Genomic DNA, 24,584 nt, shown 5'->3' on the forward strand with positions numbered 1-24,584 from the left:
CACTGGCATCGTATTGGTAGCTGTGGTCGTGGTAGCGGGTTAAGCGGTCTTGCTGCAGCTCAATGTCTTCACCAACCGGATTGCCAAAGCTATCCCATTGGTGCGTTTCGTTCTGGCTTGTATCTTTGCTGTACTCTTTGGCAATGAGCTGGTCAATGGCGTTGTATTGGTAACGCGTATCACCTTCTTGACTATCTTGCACCTCGGTAAGCTGGTGCAGGCTGCTGTAGTGGTAATGGCGCTCACGGCTTGGTACCTGACCGCTCTGTTGCGCCTGAATCCCCTGCCAACGCTGCTCGGTCAGTTGGCTAAAGGCATTAAAGGCCTGATGCTGTTGCAAACCACTGCTGTACTCGCGGTGAACTTCACGCCCGGCCGCATCAAAATTACGCCACAATACCGGTTGCTGATTGACAGCCAGCTGACTAAGCTGGCCACTGCTGTGATAGTGGTAATCCAGCCGGGTGCCATCGGGTAGAATGGTCTGGCTGCGCTTGCCAGCACGATACAGATGCTGCAGCCGCCAGTCGCCCTGCCAGCTATCGGTTAACTGGCCGGCTTTATCGTAACCAAACCGCAGTTTACGCTGGGCATTATTGGCCCGAAGTAAACGCCCTACTTTATCGTAATGAAAGTGGTTGCTATCAATCCGCTGCTGAGCCTGAGCTGTCTGCTCGATAATGCGACCGCGCAGATCGCGTTTAACCCTGATAAAGCGTTCATTGCTGTCACGCAGGCTGCTTACCTTGCCATCGGCATCGTACTCAAACCATTGCTCGCGGCCATCAAAGCCCTGCAGGCGCACTGGCCGCTCCTGACCATCGTATTCGAGTTGATAACGGGCACCATCGCTGCGCATGATGGCCGTTAAGTTACGCTCTTTGTCGTACTCATAGTTCAGGCTGCTGCCATCCGCATGCCGAAGCTCGACCGGTTGACTTAACCCTTCATAACGCCATTCGGTACTTTGGCCAAGCACATTGGTGCTTTTGATCAAGCGCCCGGCTGCATCGTATTGATACTGTTGTAGCTCAGCCTGCTCTGGCGCATCCTTCGGGTACTGTTTTTGGCCGGTGAGCTGGCCATGCGTATCCCGGATGTACTCGGTAACCAAACCGGCAGCATCGATGCTGCCATTTAACCGGCCAAGCTGATCATAGCTGTAACGCGTTACCGACTCGCCCTGTTTGCGAGCCAGTAAATGACCTTCATCATCCCAGACAAATTGCTCGATACTTTGATCAGGTTGACGCAGCTCTATCAGTTGATCTTTTTCGTTGTAACGGTAACGGACTTCAGTGCCATCGGGGCGACGCTCCAAACGAAGCAACCCCGCAGCGGTGAACTCACGTTGCCAAACACCGCCTTCAGCATCAACGATGGCGGTACGTTGGCCCAAAGCATTGTATTCAAATCGGGTGGTGGCGCCATCGGCTGCAATAACTGCCGCCAATTGCCCCTGCCGGTTATAGCGGTAACTGGTTTCAGCACCACCTGGCGCTACTTCACTTTGTTTCTGACCGTGTAAGGTCCAGCGGTAGTGCCAGGTGGCGCCATCCGGTGCTACCTTTTTGATCAGGCGGTTCTGGGCGTTGTGCCAGTACTCCCAGCGCTGGCCGCGGCTATCGGTGCTGATGGCCAGGCGTTTATCGTCCAGGTACTCAAAGTGGTAATCGTAGTAGCCATCATCGCCCCAGTTCCGCAGGCAGCGGGCGGACGGTCCGCTTCTATCCCAAGAAAAATAATGCCGGAAACCACTGGCACGCTGACGCTCTATCAGCAAATGACCATCGTAACGGTAGAGCTCTTGTTGTTGCTGACGATTGATGGCAGATACCATGTCGCCGGCTTCATCGTACTGGTAGTGTGCCAGAGTCAACCCAAGCGCCTTTAAGCCTTCGGAGTTTTTTTCGACCGCTTCAATGCGCTCCAACTGGTGATGGGGCCCATAATAGAATTCAATACCTTTCTTATTGGTGTAGTCAATACGACTGAGTCGGCCCTGTTGATCGTAAAAACACTGCAGACTGTGCCCAAGGCTGTTCAGCACTTTATGCAACACCCAGCGGCCTGGCTTCCCTGCCAGAGGCGCAAACTCCCAATGTTGATCCAGCTGATAAAGAACCAAACTGCCTTTGTCTTTGTGGTGCAGCGTTAACGACTCCGTTAACTGATGGCAACTACTGCCTGCTTGGATATCGTCAAAATAAATATGCCTGCCTTCGTCATTGATAAGTATTAAAGACGTGGTGCCATCGTCATTTTTACTGCGTTCAATGGATTGGTGAAAAGGGGTGCGCCAGCCATAACCTAAACCAACGGCTTGATTGCTTTGACTGGATCGGTAGCAGCGTACCCAATGCAATGGCATAGGGCCATCCAGGATAAAGTCGGTCAGCTCCAGAATTTCTTCGCCATTACACATAGCAACCGGGTCGCCACAAGTGGCTTTGTCTTTATTCGGTAAATCAGGGCCGCCCATTGCATTGCTGCTTTGGCTTTCATTCAGCGTCGAAGTGGCTTCATTGGCTGTGGCCTGCCCACCCGATGAGGCTGTCTGCGGGGATGATTTTTTCGTGGTCGCAGCCGCTGAGCCTGCTGACATACTATTCACCAGTTCTGGGCGAGTAACGGCCGGTACTTCATAAGCATGCAGCTGTTTATCAACCAGAGCTTTGGCAATCGCTTCACGAATGATGTCAGCCCGACGGGCACTAATCGACAGTGGGCTGTGATGCCCCCCCAGCCAACTGTACAGCTCCACTAGCCCGCCTGACGTTGCCGCTTGCAACCTGAAGTTTTGCTTTAAATACTGCTGAGCCTCTGACACATTGTCAAAATGGATGGCTTTGCCTATGCCAGGGGCCGGAGTGGCGCAAACGACAATCTGGCTGCCATGGATCCCTTTTAGTTTCAATTGTTTTTCTGACATGAAGGTAAGCGTCCTTTGCTAAATAATCGCGGCTGGATGCCAATAAAATACAGCCGCTGAACGAAAGCCCAGCTGGCCTTGCTCTGACTGGAGGCTTAAAGCAGTATTCACCTGACTTTGTTGTGCCAGATAAAGATGAAGCAAGCGATACAGCCCGCCACAACTACCAAGCTCACCCGTCTGGTAAGCTAAAAATTCATAACTGGTTTCTTCGGTAAGCCATGGGTGAAGCTTGCCACAGGCGGATAACCAGGCCTCTGCTACAGCAGCGTTGCCATTGTCAGGTCGGTACACTGTAGTTAATGGCCTCTTCAACTGCTTGGCTATTTGCGTAAAAAGGGCCTGCATCCCTTCATCGTTTTGTGCTTGTTGAGACGTTAACTCAGTTTCATTAAAGCAATAATGCAAACCAGAGCTATCTGCCGACCACTGAGCAGCGATAGCCCCTTCACTGAGTGAAACTGGCAAACAGCCATTGGGTTGAGCCGCTAATTGCTCATGCCATAGTCTGAATTGTTGCAGTGGACTATCAATGGCAATCATCCAAGGTGTCAGAGTATGATCGTGCTGCCAGTCCTGTTGTATTGTTTTCAGTGCCATTAATGCTGAGCAGGCACCGTAAGGGAAAATCCTGCTGTGCTTGTGCGTGAGCAATTCCGGATACTGTTGCCGAATTAAACGGGTGAAAGCGGCCAGCTGATCGGCATCTCCCATGCTCTCAGGCAACAACAGATACACTGGCTGAGTACTCAGGGGCTGTGGTAATTTTGCCAGCAAAAAAGACAGTAAACGAAATAGCTGAACGGCCATCGAATCGCTTTGATCAATGAGCGGATCCAGCCCGACCGACCAGCTCTCTCCACTCAGCCACTGCTGAGGTGGTAGCCTCAGATCAGACAACACCATAGCACTATCAGTATCGGGGGCTTTGCCGAGCACGGCACCATAGTCTTTCAAACGAAAGCCGTGTGCCATGCCCCACCCCATAAAGCTGAACCATTCACTACTGGAACCGTTGACCACTGCAAAGCTGCTTTGATGGCGGCCAGTTGCCGTTGCCACTGATTTCCCCGCTGCCAGAGCTGCTCCAGCTGTGATGCTTCAGCATGTTTCTGAGCAAAAACGGCCCCTGATTGTAAAAAGGCCTGCTGTAAATAGGCAGGATCGGATGCCGTCAAACCATCGGCGATAACCGCATCGGCTGCAAGCACACCCAATAGAATGCTTAAGCTATCGGCTGCAGCCTCGGACCAGGTAGCATCGGATGCAAGCTCAACCAATACAGGCAAATACTTGAACTGGCCGCTTAATGCCATCGCCAGCATGGTCATACCATGATCGTGTTGCTTCGAGAGCACATTAATAATGGTTAGTTTTTGTTGTGGGCTCGCATGCATCATTAGAATACTTAGTTGAGAAAAACTATCACTTCGTTGCGAGCAGAGCTGCTCAACAAAAACCTGCCAGTCTGTGATCTGCTGCAATGCATGCTGTGGCCGATAAGCGGTCATAAAATGAATAGGCGCCTGCGTCAGCGGCAGCTGTTCTATAATTGGCTGAAAATGTTCCGGACAATGCAGGACCAGCGACCAGCCTCCGGCATTGGCCGGCTCTTGTTGCAATAATTGCTGGATCGCCGGTGTCATTGGGAACTGCTGAATGTATGCTTTTAATTGCCACAAATAGGCACGAAAGCAAGCAGATAATTCAGCTTGGAGCAACGCAGTTAAGTGCTCACCAGGTTGCAGCAGCCAGTGCAGCCAGGGAGTTTCTGCGTACTCGATGACACTCTGACCTTGTTGCAGGATCCGTAAATGTGAGACCAGCCGCTGATCCTGCTGGCGCAATTGCTGCAAGCCAACGTAGCGGCTACGACTCATCTGCTCTCGTTGCAACAACAGCAGATTGGCTTGGTCTGGTAATGATGTCGTAGTCAACATAGCTTACGGCTAACCACCAATCAGAACCGTAGGGTTACCAGCAATAATTTTTCCACCATGCTGGGTAGAGTCTCCCAACCTGGCTGCTGGTTTGCCATTAATCAACACCGAAGACGAGCCTTGTGAGATAGTGTCTGGCGGCCCAACACAGACTAATTTGTCACCAACCCGGGCAGCCGGAATATTGCCAAAAAAAACATTAGGCGAGCCCTGCACTACCGGGCCGCCAACATGAGGTACTTTTGAAGTAACTTTCGGACATAAATGCATAGAACCAATGACAGCTGCAGGTTTTGACATGTTCAGCCTCCTGGCATGAAGTAGCAAGTGCAAATCAGTTAAGACCGATCTTGGCACCTTTTATGCTGATGTTGACCCCTTTGATATCAATACTTCCATCACTTTTCAGTGTGATGGAAGCTGCACCGGTCTTTAAAGTAATGCTATTGCCGGCATTGATGAGCAGCGCCTTGCCAACATCCAGTGTATCGGATTGACCAACTTTACTGACCCGCTCTTTCTTCACGTCAAGATTGTCGTTTGCTTTAACAAGGGTAGTACGGTCATTATCAATGGTGTCATGTTGATCGTTCTCGACGTGCAAAGTGAAATCGTGCTCAACCTGCATGCTCATGTCTTTTTCTGCATGCATGTAAAACAGCTCTTCGCCCTTTTTGTCTTCAAACCGAATTTCGTTAAAGTTGTCTGCCCCCCCTTTCTTGCTGGAGCGACTTTTTATACCACTTTGGGTTTTATCATCCGGCAAATTGTAAGGTGGCATGTGATCGGAGTTGTAGACAGCCCCGGTGATAATAGGCTGATCGGGATCACCGTTAATAAACTCGACCAATACTTCCTGATCACGCCGGGGAAAGAAAAATGCTCCCCAATTCTTGCCAGCCCAATGCTGACTTACCCGAATGGCGCATGAGCTTTCGTGATCTGTAATGTCACTGCGATCCCAGTGAAATTTGACGGTGACGCGCCCTAACTCATCGACAGAGATTTCTTCATCGCCTTTGCAGGTTACCGTGGCTGTCTGTACGCCGGTAATAAGTGGCTTGTAGGCTGATGCATAAGGGCGGTAGACAACTTTTTTAGGGACACATTTAAAACTGTTGTGAATACTGCACTGGCCAGCCTGGGCTGCTCCAGACTGATTACTCACAGCAGCAATCAATTCAACGTCGGTGATAACATAGTGTTTCCCCACCTCAGCGTCATCTTCATGCTCACTGATGGTAAAGGTTTTAGCTGCTGCAAAGTCACGGCAATTGCTGGTTCCGGCACGAACCTCCATATCTTTTTGCAGGCTCTCAAGGCGGATGCTGGCAATAGCCTGGGCCCTATCAAGCGACTCGGCTTCTGCGCCGTAAGAGAAAATTTCATAATTTGCATGTCCGGGTACCAGATTGCCATGCTGGTACTGACCAGTAGGCAAAGCTTTAGGCTTTTGCAGGTCATAGTGCCGTTGAATATATTGTCCGGGTACCATGGTTAATTGATTTTGCCAACTTACGATATGATCGTCGGCCAGAGAGCCGGTATGAAACTTGACGCTGGCATTTTTGGGGCAAGGCTTGTACGCCGATGCTTTATCGGCAAGCACCATGGTATGGCTACTATCTGTATGCTCAAAGAAGTAGAACAAACCTTCTTCTTCCATTAAGCGCAGTACGAAGTTTAAATCCGACTCCTGATACTGCACTTTAAAATCGTAATCCGGGTAACTCGATGTATGGGTGGTGGTATCTACATTCACCCCATGTTCTGCCGCCAGTAGCTCAATAATCCGCAGTACATTCTTTTCACGGAAGATACGGCTGTTGACCCGGTGCTGCATAAACCAGCTGGCGGGTACTATGGTAAGTCGATAATCCCGATAATCATTGCCGGTTGCATCTTTATTAACCCGAAGCCCAAGAGCATGCAAATCCGCAACTTTACCGTGAATATACCGCTGCTGATGAGAGCCAAGCTCCAGACGGATAGTCACCTCTTTGCCAATTAAGTCGGCTGCAGCAATGGTCTGACCGTTGGTGTAAACATCGGATGTGACGACAAACTGTTTTGAAATTCCTTCTTTTAAAGAGAAACGCGTCAGATAGAGCGCATCTTTACCGAGAGGAGTCATAATTTCAATGCTGTTTTCTTCTTGGGTCGCTTTTTGCATCCGTTCGCCTCAACTCTGCCTAGCGGGGTGTACAGAAAGCCCTGTCACCAAAAAGTGGCAGGGCTTACAACTACTTACAGCTTTTTACCTTTAGCACCACTGTAACCATAAACCAGAGGTGCAGTGATGTTGTTCTTATCATCAGAAGGTTTAACTGTCATCATCAGCTCGGTGTAGCTAATAACGATAGTTTCGATAGGACGATCGCCTGAGACAGACATCTGATAGCTACTGATCATTGCATCGGTCAGCTCTATCTTCATGATCTCTTCGATTTCATCGCCTTGTTTGGTGATGTGGAATACTGCTTTTTCACCTTTACCGATGGTTGCTTCCTTAAACAGATCCGGTGAAGCTGAGTCTTGCAGCTTGGTAATCACGATATCGTTCAGACGCGTAGAACTCGCTTCACGATCCATAGAAGTACCAGTGTAAGAACTGACTTCACGGTGCGCACCCCACTCCATGCTTAAGACTGTAATCATGTCTTTGAAAGCTTCGGCAGTCGCTTCACCTTTGATGCCTGCGTACTGCAGATACGTATTCGCTTGCATGCTATGCTCCTTATGCATATTAAGAAATAGTCCAACAGGACCTGGTTTTATAGCCGTTTAAAGCAGTGTCTCAGGTGAATGAAGGCTCTGCATCCATCGAAACATAAATCAACCGTACATTAACCTAACAAACCACTTTAAACCACTATCATTATAAATTTATAAACTTAATGACTCAATGCTTTAAATATATATTTTATAAATTTATTACTTGTTAATTTAGGTTATTGCTAATATATTGCCTTGCAAACGATGGCAGCCTCATCTGTAACAACCTGAATTTCTATAGGTTTTAGTCCTTGAGTTAATTGCTCTAATACCAGGACCGACAACTCTGGCAATAACTTATTTTGCAATATATTGTGGATAGTTCGGGCTCCGGACCCTGCATCCTGACATTGTTCGGTGATCAAGCTAAGTAATTCATCCCCATAACTGAGTACTATCTGATGGTTTGCCTGCAACCGGTTTGCTATCCGCTTTAATTGCAAGTTTGCGATATGTTGCAACTTACTGTTGTCAAGTGGCAGGTATGGAATGACATTGACCCGACCTAAAAATGCTGGTTTAAAGTATTCCAGTAAGTCAGGCTGCAATGCTTTGGACAAGCCGGCAATGGATGGTGCAGTTTCAGGGTCTTCAAACAACCGCATCGTGCTATCAGTGCCCACGTTGGATGTCATAATAATAGTGGTATTCTTAAAGTCGATATCTCGACCTTCACCATCTTTAATCAAGCCTTTATCAAAGACCTGATAAAAAATATCCTGCACGCCGGGGTGCGCTTTTTCCATCTCATCCAACAATATGACACTGTAAGGCTTCCGGCGGACGGCTTCGGTTAGTACCCCTCCTTCACCATAGCCGACATAACCTGGCGGTGAGCCTAATAGCATTGAGACCTTATGCTCTTCTTTAAACTCAGACATGTTGATCACGGTAAGGTGGTCTTCACTGCCATACACCTGCTCTGCCAGCGCCAATGCAGTTTCTGTTTTTCCAACACCGCTAGGGCCTGTTAGCAGAAAAACCCCATTCGGCTTTTTTTCATCCGCCAATTGTGCTCTGGATGTCTGCACGGTTTTGGCAATCAACTCTAGTGCATGGTCCTGACCAATCACCCGTTGTTGCATCACCTGCTTCAGATTGAGCACTGCTGCGATTTCATCGTTCTGCATTTTACCAAGAGGAATACCGGTCCAATCCGCTACCACCTGAGCAACCAATTGGTCATCAACCTGCCAAAACACCATAGGCTCGGCTATGCTTTGATAGCGTAAACGAAGCTCTTGCAAATCAGCCTGTAGCACTTGCAATTCCTGCTCATCCGTTTGCTGCTGAATGGAAAGCATCAGAGCTTTAGCCTGAGCCACCAACTCATTTTGTTGTTGCCATTCGGTATGCAAGGCATCCAACTGCTGTTGTGCCTGTTCAATCTCCCCTTGCAATGCCACCATGGCGGTCTGCTCAGTGCCATGCAGCTTATGCTCACGCGCTGCGACCTGCAGTTTGGCCTGTAATTGCTCAACCAATCGCTGTTGATCTTCCAGTTTACCCGGAATGGCGTCCTGGCTCATGGCCACACGGGCGCAAGCTGTGTCAAGCAGTGCTACGGCTTTATCAGGCAATTGCCGGCCGTTGATGTAACGATGTGACAAATGCACTGCAGCCACCAAGGCGTTTTCAGATAAATGTACTCCGTGGTGTTGTTCCATCACCGGCAACAGTCCACGTAGCATGGTGACAGCTTTATCAGGCTCAGGCTCCTCAACTTTGACGACCTGGAAGCGCCGGGTCAATGCAGCATCTTTTTCAAAATATTTTTTGTACTCAGCCCAGGTTGTAGCAGCTATGGTTCTTAGCTCACCTCGGGCTAAAGCAGGTTTTAGCAAATTTGCGGCATCGTTTTGTCCTGCCTGGCCACCACTACCAATCATGGTATGCGCTTCATCAATAAATAGAATCACAGGAACAGGGGATGCTTTTACTTCGGCAATCACATTTTTCAACCGATTCTCAAACTCACCTTTCATGCCAGCGCCAGCTTGCAACAATGCCAAATCCAGTACCCGAAGCGAGACCGACTTCAACTTGTCTGGCACATCGCCACAAGCAATACGTAGTGCTAACCCTTCAACCACTGCCGTTTTACCAACACCAGCTTCACCAGTTAGTATTGGGTTGTTCTGACGACGTCGGGTTAAGATGTCAATCATTTGCCGTACTTCATAATCACGGCCGATAATAGGATCCAGTTTGTTGGCCCGAGCCTGGGCTGTTAAATCCTGGGTGAATTGATCCAAAGCCGGAGTTTTGCCGTTCGCTGCGATAGCTGGTGCGGAAGCTGGCCCGGAACTGCTTTGCTCGGTAGAACGCTGTTGCAACTGTGGCCAGGCAGCCAGCAGCTGAGCAGTATCAAGTTTCTCCAACATTGGCAGGCGGCGTAACAATAAAGCTGCCAGGCTCTCATCCTTTAAAGCACTGTAAAGTAAATAAGCACTTCTGATCTGCTGATCACCAAACTCAATGGTGCAATTCAGCCAGGTTTGGCGCAATAAACCCACCAGGTTGGTAGAGATGCTTGGTAAGCTACTGTTGCCTGTTTTTAAACCTTCCAGTGCACGATGCAGCTGTTGGCGAAGCTGATCAGGATCGATACTGAATGCTGATAAAATTAACTGCAAATCCCCTGCTTCCATATCCAGCATGGCATCAAACCAATGCTCAATTTCGACAGAGAAATGGCTGCGGGATTGGCAACGTGCAGTTGCCGTCTCGAGTGCCTGACGACAAACGGGGTTAAGCTTTTCAACCAAGCTTTTCAAAGAGGTGTTGGACATAGTTATTTACCTTAATGATCATGTTTGCGTGTAAGCCTGAAGCTGACATGCGTGGCAGAACTGTTTCTGGCATCTGCAGCCATTAACACCCCCCCCATACCCAACTGGCTTCGGCCATTCAGGCTAGCAATGGGGAAGTCAGCAACCCGGGCTTTTAATCGCACCCGACATTGCATGGACGGCTCCAGATAGTGACTAAGAAGTTGCTGCATGCGCAGATAACCCGGCTTGCCAGGTAATAGTGACTGAATGACGGATGATTCGGCTTGAATACAGAGTTCCACCACCGAGCTGATATCCCACACTTTGCTGCCAAGCATGCTGGAACGACCCAATTGACCATATTGACCGTCTGGTTGATGCAAACTGGCTAAACGGCTTTGCTCGGAACGGGCCAGATGAATCCAACGACCGGTCAATGGCATCACCTCAACATCAGCGGATAACAAGTGACTGAGTTGCAAACTTAACTGCTGTGCACTTGGCACACTTCGGCTATAAAAGCCGCCATAAAACAGACAGGTGTTGCTTTCCTGACCGGTCAGTTGCTGCATGACAAAACTAAAGGGGTCGATACTGCCTGGCCTGGCTTGGTATTGACAGGCAAAACGATACTTCTCCCAAGCCCGGTAAAACAAAGAGATCAAGCGATGATTAAACAGATCAAAAAAATCACGCATGGTCGGATCTTTTTGCTTTAAACGTTCAAGCACCAGCTCACTGTAATGGATGGGTAATACGCCACTTGGACCGGTAAGGCCAAAGAAGCTTACCACCATCTCAAAGGCTGCCAGGCTTGCATCCTGACAAGCTTTTTGCTGTACTGCCGTAATAGCATTACCCGGAAAGCCAAGGTTTTGAACCGCTTTAAAGCGAATCAACTCATCACGTGGGAAGCTATCACGTCCCACACCATGCCAATGCTTTTGCTCTGCTCCCAGTTGCTGTTCTATTGCAAAGACAGCTTGATAGAAATCCATATCCACTGGATTGATTGTGACTGGCCAGACACTCATAACAGCACCTTGTTGCCAACTCTGGCTGGCCAGGTGTGATAATTCTGTTCATGCTCTTTTAGTTTAATGGTTAATCGTGTATACGAATTAACTGCTGCAAACTGGGCAAAGAAATGATCCAGCACCGAGGCAAAAAAGTACACATTGCTACCGGCATAAGCAGCTTGCGTCATTTCAATCAAGATCTCACTGCCACTGCATACCGCAACACGCCCCTTGTCATTGACACGCGCTGTACCAGGATGAATTCGAACTTTGTGAATACCATCAATCAAAGCTTTCGATTCGGGTGTGCAACGAAAATCATACAAGCGCAGTGTTTCTTTTAGCCGTTGCTCGGCATCCTCGGCAGTAAAATAGTTCAGGGTCAAATGCTTCACCAACTGCCAACGACTACTATCGCCAAGAGCAGGACGGATCGGCATTGTTGGTGCCATCAAGCAACGACTTTGCTTGATAACATCCGCATGCTGAAGAATCTGGAATCCAGGTTCACCACCACCAAATGGCAAGTGATTAGGCAGGTTTCGATTGCTGCATAAGGCAGTCACCTGGATCACTTGATCATTTCGTCCACCTTGGCCCTGACTGTGTTGAAAGCTTCTATCTACCAGCGAAAGAAATACTTCCGTTCCCGCTTCACTGAAGCCACCGGCCCAATCGGCGAATTCACGTCGGCTATGCCAAAATAGGTTCTCTTGTTGAACATAGTTTGGATGCCCCTGACTGTAATAAGGGTGCACCGTTGTCTTTTGCCCATCAGAGTCGAGTAATTGTACTTGCTCTATCTGCAACACTTCACAGATATCCGCATCCAGGTATTGAGGGGCAAGCCGGTACTCGTAATGTGAGCGCTCAAAATTGATAGGCTCGAGCTTTTGTTCAAAAATATTCAATACTGGGGTACAACCAAGCAGCAGGCTGTCTTTTGTGATATGGCGCTCTAACTCCGCGTTCACTTCACTGAAATACAGATAGATATAGCAACTACTGGCTTTCTCTGGCCATGTTTGCTCTAAGCCAGAAAGCTCGACAAATAAAAATTTTTCCGGAAAAAGAAATTGCTCAACCAGAAGTCGATAACCAGTAAAGCTGCGGTGCGTATATGGCACGACTCGCTCAGCATCATTAAAACCTACTGCTTTTAATTGTTCTGGCGCCAGGTAGCTCACATCATTCGGCGTTTCTTTCGCTGCAATACCTATCCGCAGTAATTGCCGGTTTAACATTTCATACAGGTTATACACATGATGTCGCTGCCCATTCAGGTAAAAGCGCAACTTACCCACCCCAAGCTCACTGATGGCAGTATTATCAAACTCGGTAGTTAGTTGAAGTCGCAGCAGCGCTTTAGCAGACTGATGGCTAGGTGGTTGAGGTGCATTGAATGGGCTGTTTTTATATTCGGCATGGTCTATTGTCATAGGCCACACCTCGGTGTCGTAACACGAACGAAACATGCATGGCTTCATTCCATCGACTTTCGTTTTGAACTCGGTCCCACGCTTAATGGTAATGCCGGAGTCTGATAAGTTCTGTGAGGTTAATTGCAATACAGCAAAGGACGGGATCGGAGCCTGATAATCTGGATATAGCTGCCCCAACAAGGCGTCGGTCAATTCGGGAAAGCTGTCATCCAGCTTTTGACGAATTTGAGCTGTTAACAATGCAAAGGCTTCAATTAACCGTGAAACATGTGGGTCTTCCACTTGCTCATCACTGATTCTGAGCCGGCCGGCAACTTTGGGGTATTTTTCTGCAAACTCGCTGCCCATCCGCCGAATAAAAGTAAGCTCCCGATTGTAGTACTTCAGTAGATCTTCGTTCATCAGGCAGATTCCACAATTCTAAGGCCTAAATTGACCGGCTCAACCTCAGAGTCAAACAAGACGTGCTCTGGCTCAGGATCTGCGTGCAACAGCGCCTGGATCCGCAAGCGAACCACACGCTCAACCTCATTGCGTGGTTCAAGCGGAATGACTTCTACATCCACAAAGCGCGGCTCAAACCGGCGGATAGCCAGCTCTACTGTTTTGCAAAGTTGTTCGCGACCATGCTGAGAGTCCACCACCATGACTGAAAAATCCGGCAGTCCATAATTCATTAAGCTCTGTGATAGCTCGGTAAACTCAGTAGGCCAAATATTCCATTGCACACGCGTATTCAATAAGTTTTGTAAATCCCGGCGAACACTGGCTCGCAATGCCCTCAGATCAAAGCCACGTCGAACACGTTTCGACTCTTTTTCGCCCGGAGCCTCGTCAATTAAGCGATCCAGCAATGATTGCTGGAGCGGTTGCTTGTTGCGAATTTTAACCACGATGGCTAGCTCAATGACTTACGACGCTAACAGCATGCCACTGACGCAGTTGGGTTAATGGCAAAGCCTGCTCATCCACCAACAGCATCTTCTGTCCAATCCCGGTAACCAGATGATCTCCGTGCTGCCGCCAGTCAGTTTCTCTGCCAAGACGGCTCAATTCTGAATCGCTGGCGATGTAGCAAACCGGCAAAAAAGCCTCTCCCTGAGGGCCATCAACTATCGAGATGTTTACCCGTCGCCAAGCCATGTCAATAATGGATTTTGCCGGTTGTAGCTCAAGGGACTCAATCTCACTGAACTTGGCAAGATAGAACTTACCATCGGTACCTAATAACTCGAGATAGCCACCCAAGCTATCGTCCAGGTCCCGGACTTCCTGCACCGTCTCGCCATTTAACTCAAACTGAGCGGACTGACGCAAAGACTCTAATTGCTCCGCCGCACGCTCTGCTGCAATGAAATCCCCTTCACGCATAGCAAGATGCAATGCCAGTAAAGCTTCAAAACTTGCATCTACCTTGCCAAACAAGGTAGCCGTCATGCCGCCCTGATAGAAATCCTGTCGAGCCGTTTGTGCACGGATTAACTGGCGTAAATTAACAGCCCCCATCAAGCAGTCCGGATGTTGCCGGACCATCATATCGAGCTGCTGGTCTGCTTTATCGAGTTCGCCAATGACGCATAGCAGCTCAACATAGATAGAGCGTAAATCAAGGGATAAAGGATCATCTTTTAACAAGCTTTCCAGACGCTGTTTAGCTTCTAGCAAATGACCCTGAACAATACTTTCTTTTACTTTTTTCATGGCAAGCACCTTAGGATTTATTCGGTTGAGGTGGAGACAACTCAGCGACCAACTTGACGGTGGTCAGCATTTGCTCCAATTGAAAATGAGGTTGTAACTGGATAATGGAGTAGTATTTACCGGGCTTGCCGGGTTTTTCCCTTACCTGAATTTGTGCATTTCTCAGTGGATGACGAGCCCGTACCTCAGTCGAAGCATCTTCTGTAGCCGTGGTGTATTGATACAGCCACCGTTGCAGGTCTTGCTCACACTCTTTCGCTGTTTGATAACCACCCACCTTGTCACGGCCGATGACCTTGATGTAATGCGCAAATCGGGAGACACATAAAATGTGCTGCAACATGGTCGATAAGCGTGCGTTGACATCGGCCGAAGCCACATCGTAACGCCTTGCCCGCTGCACCGATGAATTGCTGTAAAAGGCGTAGATATCACTGTAAGGCACAGCACACAACGGGATAAAACCATTATCCGCCAGCTCAGACTCGAAACGATGGCCAATTTGCAGGTTTACTGCTGGCATGGCGTGGCGTCGTCGAAGATCCGTGCTGTAACAGCTTCGTGGTAATTCGTTAACCACACCAAAATTATACTGCCCTGGTTTCATCCCTCGGATCTGAGCAAACCAGCCAGACTCAGAAAATGCACGGATCAATACAGCGGTAAAAGCATAGCCGGCATTGCCCCATAAATAGTCTCTGGCAGGATTACTGAGTTGTTCACGAAAGCGGAATTGATCGCTTCGCTTGCCATTGTCTCGATATGGGGAGCGCATCAAAACCTGTGGCATAACCAAGCCAAGAAAGCGGGTATCTTCCATCTCTCTCAGTTGCTGCCAGCGCATGTATTCAGGCTGTTTGAACTGGCTAGAGATATCTTGCACCTGACCGAGTTCGGAAAAATCATTGACTCCGAAAAATGCGCTATCAACCGCAGTGATAAACGGAGCAAACGCCGCGGCACTTGCCTTGGCAATTTCCTTCAGAATATCAATATCATGATACAATTGGCCCGGGCGCAGCGTATGGCTTAGCTGGTAGTCTCCCAGCAGCACCCCAAAAGGCTCACCGCCAGGCATGTCGAATTCTTTTTCATACACCAACTTAAAGAATTCGCTCTGATCAAAATCAATGGCTCTGTTTAAATCTCTGCCAAGCTCACTCCAGCTCAGTGGCAGCAACTTCACTTTGACTTTTTGTTCCCTGTCATGCAGTTCTGTCTGCTCAACCAAGTAGAGAACTCCCCGCCAGCTGGCTTCTAGTTGCTGCAGATTAGGATGATGTAAAATAGCATTGACTTGAGCATTTAATAGTACATCGATGGCAGCAATAGCTTTGCTAAGGCAGTGCAAAAGCTGATCTACCCGGGTAGGCCTTATCGATTCAATATGGTCTGCCCAATAAGAAGCGGCAGCAACAGGATCTTGCTCATGCAGAAAGTACAGCAACTTGCTTTGCATTGCTGACTGCTCAAATCGGTGCTTATCTTGGCCGGCGTTATCGGATGAACGAGCAAACACTTGTTCATCAATAAAGCTCAGGGTTGTTTCAGCACCACAATCCACTTGTTGTTCAGCGGAAAAAAGCATACTGCACCTTCATGGCTGAGAAACATGGACTACTTGCCAGGCCCATTGAAATTCCTTTTCTGCAACGATCCATCATACCGATGGAGCCTGCCAGCAGGCTCCACCGAGACTCACTTAATTTCCCATTTCAGGAATTTTAGCTACCAACCGCAAAGAGGTGGTGAGCTCTTCCAGTTGCAGCCAAGGCCGTAGCCAGGCAACTGCATTGTAGGCACCCGGTTGACCAGGTATTTCTCTTACCTGTACCTTGGCATCAGCCAGTGGGTAACGGGCCCGCACATCCTGGCCACTGCCTTCTGACGCATTGACATAGTTCAGGATCCAGCGATTTAACCAGACCTCAACATCTTCAGCTTCCATAAAGCTGCCAATTTTGTCGCGAGCCAGCACCTTCAGGTAATGAGCAAAGCGAGAGGTTGCCATTAAGTAAGGCAAACGAGCAGAGATAGCAGCATTTGCTGTGGCTTCCGGGCTGCCATACTTTTTAGGCTTTTGTGCTGTTTGAGCACCGAAAAACACCGCATAGTCGGTATTTTTATAGTGGCATAATGGCAGGAAACCCATTTTCCCAAGCTCGGCTTCACGACGATCTGTGATACCAATCTCAGTCGGGCACTTCAGATCCGGATCACCATCATCACTCAAAAACACATGGGTGGGTAAGCCTTCCACTTTACCACCACCTTCAGCCCCACGAATGGCAGTACAGAAGCCATATTTTGCGAAAGCTTGTGTTAAACGTGTGCCAAGCACATAAGACGCATTCATCCAGCAATACTTATCATGATCGGTGGTGACGGCCACCCCTTTTTCCGGATCGACTTCAAACTCTTCGTATCCAAACTCGTCAATCGGGCTGGTAGCAGCTCCGTAGGGTAAACGAGCTAGTGCACGTGGCATGGTCAGGGTGACAAAACGGGAGTCCTCACTCTCACGGAACGAACGCCACTTGGTGTATTCCAGCGACTCAAAGATTTTTTCCAGATCACGTGGCTTAGACAATTCAGTCCAGGAATCGAATCCAAACAAAGCGGGTGATGCGCTACTCAGAAAGGGACAAAAGCCTGCTGCAGCGACGTTGGACATATAGGTTAATGTTTCAACATCCTCCGGATGATTGGTAAATTCATAGTCACCAATCAGAGCACCATAAGGCTCTCCACCTGGAGTGCCAAATTCGGATTCATACACTTTCTTGAACGTTTGGCTTTGATCGAATTCAACCGCTTTGCTCAAATCTTTGTATAGCTCACGCTTATTGATGCTGATCATGCGAATTTTCAACGATGCACTGGTTTCAGAGTTCATCACCAAGTGGTGTAAACCACGCCAGCTGCCTTCAAGCTTCTGAAAACCATCGCTGTGCATAATGGCCGCAAGCTGTGTGGAAATAAGCTGATCAATGCGCTTGATCGCTTCGTTAAACGTTACTGTGAGGTTTTTGTTCCAGCTGACAGTGCCTTTCAATGCTTCTTCGGTTAAGGTGCGTAACAGCTCTTCTGCCCGTGAAGAGTCGGTTTGCTTGGTGGCACCAATCGCTTGTTCAAGCAACGATACAGCCGGTTGCTCCGTTGTTTCATGGGCTTGCGCCAGAGTTTCCGTACTCATATCATTTCTCCTCTTCAGGTGCCAGCTCATTTGCCAGCTGCTGCAGATCGCTCTCGTTGTTCAGAACTTTCTCCAGAATATTCTCGAGCTCTTCAGAGCGATCTATTTTGGTCATCAGATCGCGCAACTTATTCCGAGTGGCCATCAGTCGCTCAAGTGGTTCTACCTGATTAACAATTGCTGCAGGCTCAAAGTCATGGATAGACTTGAACTGCAGATCTACCTGAAACTCGGAACCATCGTCTGTCAGTTTATTTTCAACTTTAAACGACAACTTTGGGTTCATTCGCTTCAGCACATCATCAAAATTATCGCGATCCACCTGAACAAATCGACGATCTTTCAGTGGCTTTAATGCATCTGTATTTTGCCCTGCAAAATCACCCATCACGCCTACCACAAAAGGAAGTTCTTTTTGAACCACAGCTCCCTCAGTTTCGACATCATAAGTAATGTGCACCCTGGGTTTACGAACCCGGGATAATTTACTATGAATGCTTTCCATCACATCTCTCCTTTGCTGTATAAACGTGCCAGGTAACGCAGTGTTTTACCGTTAACTACCTGAGCCTTTATTGATACCTGTTAGCCGGAAAAACTGGTTCCGACTGGTGTTATCGTCAATAAGCTCTTGTAAGAGCTCGGGTAATGCTAAGCCACTCCAATGAATAATTTGCTCTAACGCATAAGACATGGGGGAATGCGGCTCCGTCTTGCGAAAAAAAGCCGCCGCATCTTGCAACGACTGAATCACTTGCTGCCGGGTTTGGACTTGCTTGTTGATAGGGCTGCTGTTGCTTACTGCTGCTTCGCCCTCTGTAGTCCCATCATCAAGCAGCTCTTCTTGCTCAGCATGGTAGGCAGCCAACTTATTTTTAGTCAGGTACTGCACGGTGTCACGGCACTGCTGAATCGCTTTTAAGATTGAGCTGGTTGGTTGGGGCACACCAAGCATGGCAGCATCCATCGCGGTTGAAAGTGCGGAAAAGGCCTGAGTTGCTTCATCCATGCTAGCCAGTAAAGCAACAAAGTGTTCAGCGGGTGTCTCCGCCACAATCTGAACAATGGACTCCAGGTTCACACTATGATCTGAGCGTTGCTTTTTACTATCTTCTTTGCGTGATTGCTCATTGGCGCGGATATACTGCCAAGTTGCAAAACTACTCTCTGAAGCACTGATAACGAGTGGAATACTTAAAATAGGTGAAATTAAAGCACCATCACCTTCGTAACCATTCAAACCAACCAAAGGTGCAATCCGTGTTTCCAGGCCATCTTCATCCGGTTGTGGATACAAATCATCCCAGAACTGTTCAATCAACGCGCGAGCGCAATCAAAGGATCGTGCCAAACCGACAAAGCCAGATGTCCTGCAAAGCGCTTCAATTAACCATGCAGCATACTCCAGGTCTTTAGCTTCGGAGCTAAGCGCATCATAAATATCTTCAGCCAGTTGCATCCACTCACTCAGCATAGGCGCTGACTCATCATCACTCATCAACGCTGAACGTTCTGCATCCCGCAGTGAGCGCCGCTTATCTTTCAGCTGATAATATCGTGAACCGGGTGATACATCTGAACGCGGATCCTTGCCGCAACGAGCGTCCGGGCGGATCTCACGGGCAATTGAATCTGGTTTTACAAAATCACAATCGATCATCAAATTTCACAAGTTCATGGCTTCGGATACAAATATACCCCATGCCAACTCAATTTAAAATATCTAATTAACCTGAATTTACTTTTTAAGTGATATTGGGACTGTTTTATTACACTCGGCGCTAATATAGCGATTAGTTATGAAGGTAGAGTTAAGACTGTTGACCTTGACCAGAACACAGGTCACGTTATCTCTGGCTCCAGCGACCAAAGACATATGAATCAAAGCTCTGTTGGCAGCTTCGATATCATGATGGTGCAGGTAACTCTGTATCTCAACATCCGACAGTTCTTTATTGAGACCATCGGTACAGAGTAGAAAAAGATCACCTTCTTCAATAGCTTCATTCAGAGATGCAACACTCACCTGGCCTTGAACACCGACCGCCCGGGTGATCACATTGGCCAGTTCATGGGTTTCAGCCTCGTCTGCCGCAATGAGCCCTTGGTCGATCATGTCATTCACCTGACTATGATCCCTGGTAACTTGCCGCAACTCATTATTGCGTAGTAAATACAAACGACTATCGCCCAGCCAGAATACATGGTACTGCTGGCGATAAAACAATAGGACTACAACTGTTGACCCGCCCAACTCTCCCTGCTTGTGTTGCTGGCAATACTCGACCACCTTTTGATTTGCCTGCTCAAGTGCAGTACAAATGGTTTCTGGCTTGGGCTGGTCAGTTTTTACGACTGCGTCGCGGATCGTGCTAATGACCAACTGACTGGCAACATCACCAGCTGCATGCCCCCCCATTCCATCTGCGACCACCCAAACTCCATACTCTGGCAAAAGCAAGCATGCATCCTCATTCAGCTGCCGAACAAGCCCTTTATGACTTTGTCCGTGAGAAGTCACTGACATCATTGTTTCTGTTCCCGTGTTGCATGGAGTGGTTTTATTTGCCAACCTCGCTCAGCCCATTGTCCATTAAGCATGGAGGCATATTGACTAATCAGAGGCATGCCTTTCGAAATTAAGCACACCGGATCCACGTACTCAGATCCATCCGTCCACCAAAGGCAATAGTTCCCAAACTCTTGCCGCAACAAACTGTGTAGCAAGGCCATGCTGTCCATTGTTAATTCACCATGCAACAGCCAGTTTCCTTTTTGCTCTGCATGGCCTAAATGGTGCGATGGTACAGGGCTATCTGGCGAAAAAAAGGAAAATTTAAGCAAAGCTGCACGCCAACTCTGAAAGTTAAAGTCATCCTCCAAAGTTTGCATAATGAAGTCTTCAAACTGTTGACACCAATCCGACTGTGTTCGGCAAACAATGGGGCTTTGCTGCACAGGTTTTGCCAAAGTCAGCGGGTAGTGACGGCCGACTTTATCCACACTGGGTATCATGGTGCCAATTATTGGCTCTGGCCCGCAGCTACCACCTGACAACGCAAAGTGCCATACCGGACTGGTCAGATAGTAATCCAACCAGCTAGCTCCCAGCTGCTCTTTGCTAACAGCTAAAGCAGCTCGTAACCACTCATTCCAACAATCGTTAAATTCGATGCTCAGACCTTCTTGCAAAAAGTCCCCTAAGACTGGGACCTTGCCACAGAAACCTGCGCCCGGTTTTACAAATTCACTGGACAACGGAATCCCTCCAGGTCACTGTTCCAGAATGGGTTATTCACAGAGTCAGGCAAAATCTGAATCTGGGCTTTATTGCTTTGCTCTGAAACATACAGTAACCCATCTTGCCTTGTTTCAGGCCTAAGTCTGGTTTGCTCATCTAAGAAGCGGAACCAGGACCATTCACCTTCAATTCTCCGGCTGGTAGGCAATCCAGAGTTTGCTGGCGTAAAAACCAAACGGGTTTGCTGCCTATTCCTGTCGCCTGGCCACTCGAAATGCTGGTTTCGAGGAGGCCCATGACGGTAGGATAGCGACTGGCCATCGATCTCAAGCAACAAATGAGTAATGTGCTGATCTAGAAAAATTGGCCGAAGATTAAACCCCACCTTCATGCTCTGACTCCCTTCATCAAAAAATGCCTGACGAATACGATGAGCACGCTGAAAAGTCCTTAACACAGAAGGATTAATACCGATATCTTGCTTGAAGCTCCATTCCGCACGCTGCATATTGACGAATGGCCGTAAGTACTCATTAAAGAACTCATCAAGCGTACCGCCATAACCAAAAAAGCGTTCGAAATCTCTAATTTTAATTTCATCAGAACTGGCCCGGTTGATTGGATAGCGATTCGCAATGGACCGGTTAAACTCGGTCAGGACAGTGCCTCGCCATGCTTCATTGATGTGCTGTTTACTGCCTTCGGCAATCAACACCGAGCTGCCAGCATAAATTTGGCTGACCCAGTCACTAAATGGCGCAGGTATATCTTCACGTAATCTGCGCAACGTGAGATTCATTTGATTGCTATCACGATTTTGCAGTCGGTTCATATAAGCCTGACGTGCCATATTGCCAGGCTGATACAACTGCTCAAGAAATTCATGATTGGAGCGCAACACATTGGCCATGTGATCAAAATGCTCCGCTTTTATCGAAAGTAACGAGGAAAATGTTGCCTCAACCTCCTGGCCTGGTAGCTTGTTGCGGTTAAGATTTGGCAGCTCGTCCGGTAATAGCCGGCTCATTCGGTTGTATTGCGTTGAAAATTGTGTCCGAGCAACGCGCCCGGCAACATCAGCGGCCAGTTGCATTTCTTCAGATTCGGGTTGTTCGGTAAGTTGCACCTGACTTTGCACCGCCTGGATAATTCGTTGTATGGGTTGTTCATGACCACTCAGGGTTCGGGTAACAAACAAACCATGCTCTAGGGTATCGAACGAAACAATGCTGATGTCCTGGAGCAAAGCCTGCCAATACTGAATGTAATCCTGGTAATACTTCTGATTGACCATGGTCGTCAAAGCGCTATCCACTTGTCTGGCATTGATGGTTTCATCTTCACCGTACACCCAACTATCCTCCATTAACTGGCGAATAATCCGGTTCTTTTGCACATTGAACAAACCGTGAAACCCTTGATAAGTAAACAAACCAGGGATCCCTTGCTGCAGTGACTGTCCACTGTTTCGGGTTACTACACGTAAACTGTCTGAACCCAGTACATCGGCAAGCGCAAAGTCAGGAATATGACTTTGCAACAATTCTGTTTTGATGCGTTGATAGGCTCTTTCTGCTAACGGTACATTCATCAGATCTTCGCGCACCTGACTTACCAAAGTGCTGTCGTAGGCCAAACCACTGATCCCACCATGCAAGTAAGCGTGCAGATGAAGCTCAAGCTGCTGACGTAAGTCAGCATGCAACTCTGAAGACAATTGACGGTTCAGATACAGCCGGAACCACTCCTGAATATGCTCTGCGTCAAAATGTGCCGGCTTAAAAAGCATTAAATAACTTCGTAAAGTTTCGTACAAATAATCCCGATGCCGGGCATTCGATTGCATTTCATCAGCCATCGCTTTCGCGAGAAATGGGCCAAAATCTGCAACAAGTGCATTTTGATAGGCTCTGCGAGCTGACTGCCCTAATTTACCACCTTGATACAAGCCCATATCTCTGGGGCCGCCACCAGGTAAGTGACCGTCATAGCCAGCAGGTAAAGCCCGCAGTACTTGCAAACGCTCGTTCAGTGCGTACAAATCATCCGATACGCTAAGTTGCGAGGTGCTGCTGGCCTGATACTGAGTCACCGCATCCGTCACTTTGGCGACCAGCCCAAGATTCCATTGGTAACTTTTTAACCACAAGGACGATAAGACCACTGTACCCAGTGCAGTAAACGCCATAGCGCCATGGCGCAACCATTTGACTTTGGTATGATGCCGCAAGTTAACAGATGCCAGTTCCCGCTCAGGTACAATAATGCTGTCAAACACCTTTTTAATAAAGAAACCCTTGCCTTCCCCTGTTAGTTGGCGCTTAGGTAGCTCTGCCAGTTGCAGATCATGACTGAGCTGTGGGCTGATTTGGTCAATAGGGATCCCCTGCTGCGTTGCACTGACGACATAGATACCACGCAACATGATGGGCTTTTCAAATGGGTTGGGTGAGAAAATTTCTTTTAAGAAATCATCGGCAGCACTTTGTGCACTTCGGAGTTGCCGTGGAAACTCAAATATCGCGCTACGATTCTCAACACCGTGCTCGTACTGCAATCGATGAAACAACCGCATTTGCAGGCGCTTAAGCATGGTGTGAAATTCTTTATTAAATAGTGCTATTTCTCCTTGTTCACTGGAAGCTTGTTCAGGGCGGAACGTCATGCCCCATACTTGCTCGGTCTCCTCTGCAGAAAGATCGTCAAAAAACTCAGAGAAGCCTGCAATCAAATCCGCTTTAGTCAACAGCATGTACACCGGAAATGTCATCCCCAGTTGACTTTGCAACTCTTGAATTCGCTGCTTGATCGCTCTGGCATGCAGGTTACGTTCGGTTCTGGTTTGCTTCAGGAGCTCTGCCAGGCTGGCAAAGACAATAACACCATTGATAGGACGCTTAGGACGGTACTTTCGAAGTAAACCAAGAAAGCCTTTCCAGGCACCAGCGTCTTGCTGATTGTGGCTATCCTGGGTGGTGTAGCGCCCAGCTGTATCGATAAATACCGCTTTATTGGTGAACCACCAATCGCACTGGCGGGTGCCACCAATTCCTTCAATCGAGTCTACGCCCATTTGCTCTCGCAGAGGGAACTCAAGACCGGAATTGTGCAAGGTTGTAGTTTTACCCGAACCAGGAGGACCTATTAGCATGTACCAGGGTAAGTGGTAAGTGTCTTTACTTTGACCAAAACTGGCATGCTTTAATATATCCAGCGCTTTTTGAATGCGTTCGCGCAGTACAGTGATGTCGTGCTGAGCCACCGAGCTTTGCTGCTCACCAAGTTCATTACTCAGCAATTCCTCAACCGCTTGATGGTGCGACTGTCGTTCACGAATGCCTCGAATGTAATACCAGGCTCCCCAACAAATAACCAACAATAACAGCGTAATCATCCGTGCGCTAACTGACGCTAGGGGTTCATACCCAGCAATGGCAACCATTGGGCCGCCGAACCATATCAACAAAGCTACCGCAGCCAAACCCAACAGAGTGATAAACCAGCCTTTGCGGCCGTAACGTACCAATGTCTGCCAAAAACTATTTAAACGCATAATAAGGCATC

At 48.3% G+C, this 24,584-nt stretch carries 18 protein-coding genes; all 18 read right to left on the bottom strand.

Annotated elements, in window-relative coordinates; genetic code table 11:
* Positions 1 to 2,932: DUF6531 domain-containing protein (locus BLW37_RS03520; protein WP_091339617.1), on the bottom strand; the 2,932-nt coding region annotated here is incomplete at its 3' end.
* Positions 2,933 to 2,950: 18 nt separating this feature from the next.
* A complete protein-coding gene (locus tag BLW37_RS03525) occupies positions 2,951 to 3,907 on the bottom strand; it encodes a hypothetical protein (RefSeq protein WP_091339620.1) in 957 nt (318 codons plus the stop codon).
* Positions 3,886 to 4,872, bottom strand: coding sequence for a hypothetical protein (locus BLW37_RS03530; RefSeq protein WP_091339624.1), 987 nt, complete (start codon positions 4,870 to 4,872; stop codon positions 3,886 to 3,888). Before BLW37_RS03530 ends, BLW37_RS03525 begins: the two co-directional genes overlap by 22 nt.
* A gap of 9 nt (positions 4,873 to 4,881) precedes the next feature.
* The gene (locus BLW37_RS03535) at positions 4,882 to 5,172 is read right to left on the bottom strand and encodes a PAAR domain-containing protein (protein WP_091339628.1); all 291 of its coding nucleotides are present in this window, start codon (positions 5,170 to 5,172) and stop codon (positions 4,882 to 4,884) included.
* A 34-nt stretch (positions 5,173 to 5,206) separates the two neighbouring features.
* Entirely contained in the window at positions 5,207 to 7,045 is a 1,839-nt protein-coding gene (gene tssI / locus BLW37_RS03540) for a type VI secretion system tip protein TssI/VgrG (protein WP_091339631.1), read from the bottom strand.
* 74 nt (positions 7,046 to 7,119) lie between these two features.
* Complete coding sequence (locus BLW37_RS03545) at positions 7,120 to 7,599, bottom strand: Hcp family type VI secretion system effector (protein ID WP_091339634.1); 480 nt, start codon at positions 7,597 to 7,599, stop codon at positions 7,120 to 7,122.
* Between the two features lie 230 nt (positions 7,600 to 7,829).
* Complete coding sequence (gene tssH / locus BLW37_RS03550) at positions 7,830 to 10,439, bottom strand: type VI secretion system ATPase TssH (RefSeq protein ID WP_091339637.1); 2,610 nt, start codon at positions 10,437 to 10,439, stop codon at positions 7,830 to 7,832.
* A gap of 11 nt (positions 10,440 to 10,450) precedes the next feature.
* Entirely contained in the window at positions 10,451 to 11,455 is a 1,005-nt protein-coding gene (tssG, locus tag BLW37_RS03555; RefSeq protein WP_091339640.1) for a type VI secretion system baseplate subunit TssG, read from the bottom strand.
* Positions 11,452 to 13,284 carry a type VI secretion system baseplate subunit TssF gene (tssF, locus tag BLW37_RS03560; protein WP_091339644.1) on the bottom strand — a complete coding sequence of 611 codons (1,833 nt, stop codon included), beginning with the start codon at positions 13,282 to 13,284 and terminating at the stop codon, positions 11,452 to 11,454. The genes tssG and tssF overlap by 4 nt, the downstream gene beginning before the upstream one ends.
* Positions 13,284 to 13,775: a type VI secretion system baseplate subunit TssE gene (gene tssE / locus BLW37_RS03565; RefSeq protein WP_245785603.1), complete on the bottom strand. Its 492-nt coding sequence runs from the start codon at positions 13,773 to 13,775 to the stop codon at positions 13,284 to 13,286. The genes tssF and tssE overlap by 1 nt, the downstream gene beginning before the upstream one ends.
* 10 nt (positions 13,776 to 13,785) lie before the next feature.
* Entirely contained in the window at positions 13,786 to 14,583 is a 798-nt protein-coding gene (locus BLW37_RS03570; protein ID WP_091339647.1) for a type VI secretion system accessory protein TagJ, read from the bottom strand.
* Positions 14,584 to 14,593: 10 nt separating this feature from the next.
* Positions 14,594 to 16,171, bottom strand: coding sequence for a type VI secretion system contractile sheath large subunit (gene tssC, locus BLW37_RS03575; RefSeq protein ID WP_245785604.1), 1,578 nt, complete (start codon positions 16,169 to 16,171; stop codon positions 14,594 to 14,596).
* A 114-nt stretch (positions 16,172 to 16,285) separates the two neighbouring features.
* Complete coding sequence (tssC, locus tag BLW37_RS03580; protein ID WP_091339651.1) at positions 16,286 to 17,779, bottom strand: type VI secretion system contractile sheath large subunit; 1,494 nt, start codon at positions 17,777 to 17,779, stop codon at positions 16,286 to 16,288.
* 1 nt (position 17,780) lies between these two features.
* Positions 17,781 to 18,284 carry a type VI secretion system contractile sheath small subunit gene (gene tssB, locus BLW37_RS03585; RefSeq protein WP_091339653.1) on the bottom strand — a complete coding sequence of 168 codons (504 nt, stop codon included), beginning with the start codon at positions 18,282 to 18,284 and terminating at the stop codon, positions 17,781 to 17,783.
* A 51-nt stretch (positions 18,285 to 18,335) separates the two neighbouring features.
* Entirely contained in the window at positions 18,336 to 19,439 is a 1,104-nt protein-coding gene (gene tssA, locus BLW37_RS03590) for a type VI secretion system protein TssA (RefSeq protein WP_091339656.1), read from the bottom strand.
* Between the two features lie 78 nt (positions 19,440 to 19,517).
* Complete coding sequence (locus BLW37_RS03595) at positions 19,518 to 20,309, bottom strand: PP2C family protein-serine/threonine phosphatase (protein WP_091339659.1); 792 nt, start codon at positions 20,307 to 20,309, stop codon at positions 19,518 to 19,520.
* The gene (tagF, locus tag BLW37_RS03600; protein WP_091339662.1) at positions 20,306 to 21,037 is read right to left on the bottom strand and encodes a type VI secretion system-associated protein TagF; all 732 of its coding nucleotides are present in this window, start codon (positions 21,035 to 21,037) and stop codon (positions 20,306 to 20,308) included. The genes BLW37_RS03595 and tagF overlap by 4 nt, the downstream gene beginning before the upstream one ends.
* A complete protein-coding gene (tssM, locus tag BLW37_RS03605; RefSeq protein ID WP_091339666.1) occupies positions 21,019 to 24,573 on the bottom strand; it encodes a type VI secretion system membrane subunit TssM in 3,555 nt (1,184 codons plus the stop codon). Before tssM ends, tagF begins: the two co-directional genes overlap by 19 nt.
* Between the last annotated feature and the right edge of the window lie 11 nt (positions 24,574 to 24,584).

Source organism: Alkalimonas amylolytica (genome assembly GCF_900107845.1).
Classification (GTDB): domain Bacteria; phylum Pseudomonadota; class Gammaproteobacteria; order Enterobacterales; family Alteromonadaceae; genus Alkalimonas; species Alkalimonas amylolytica.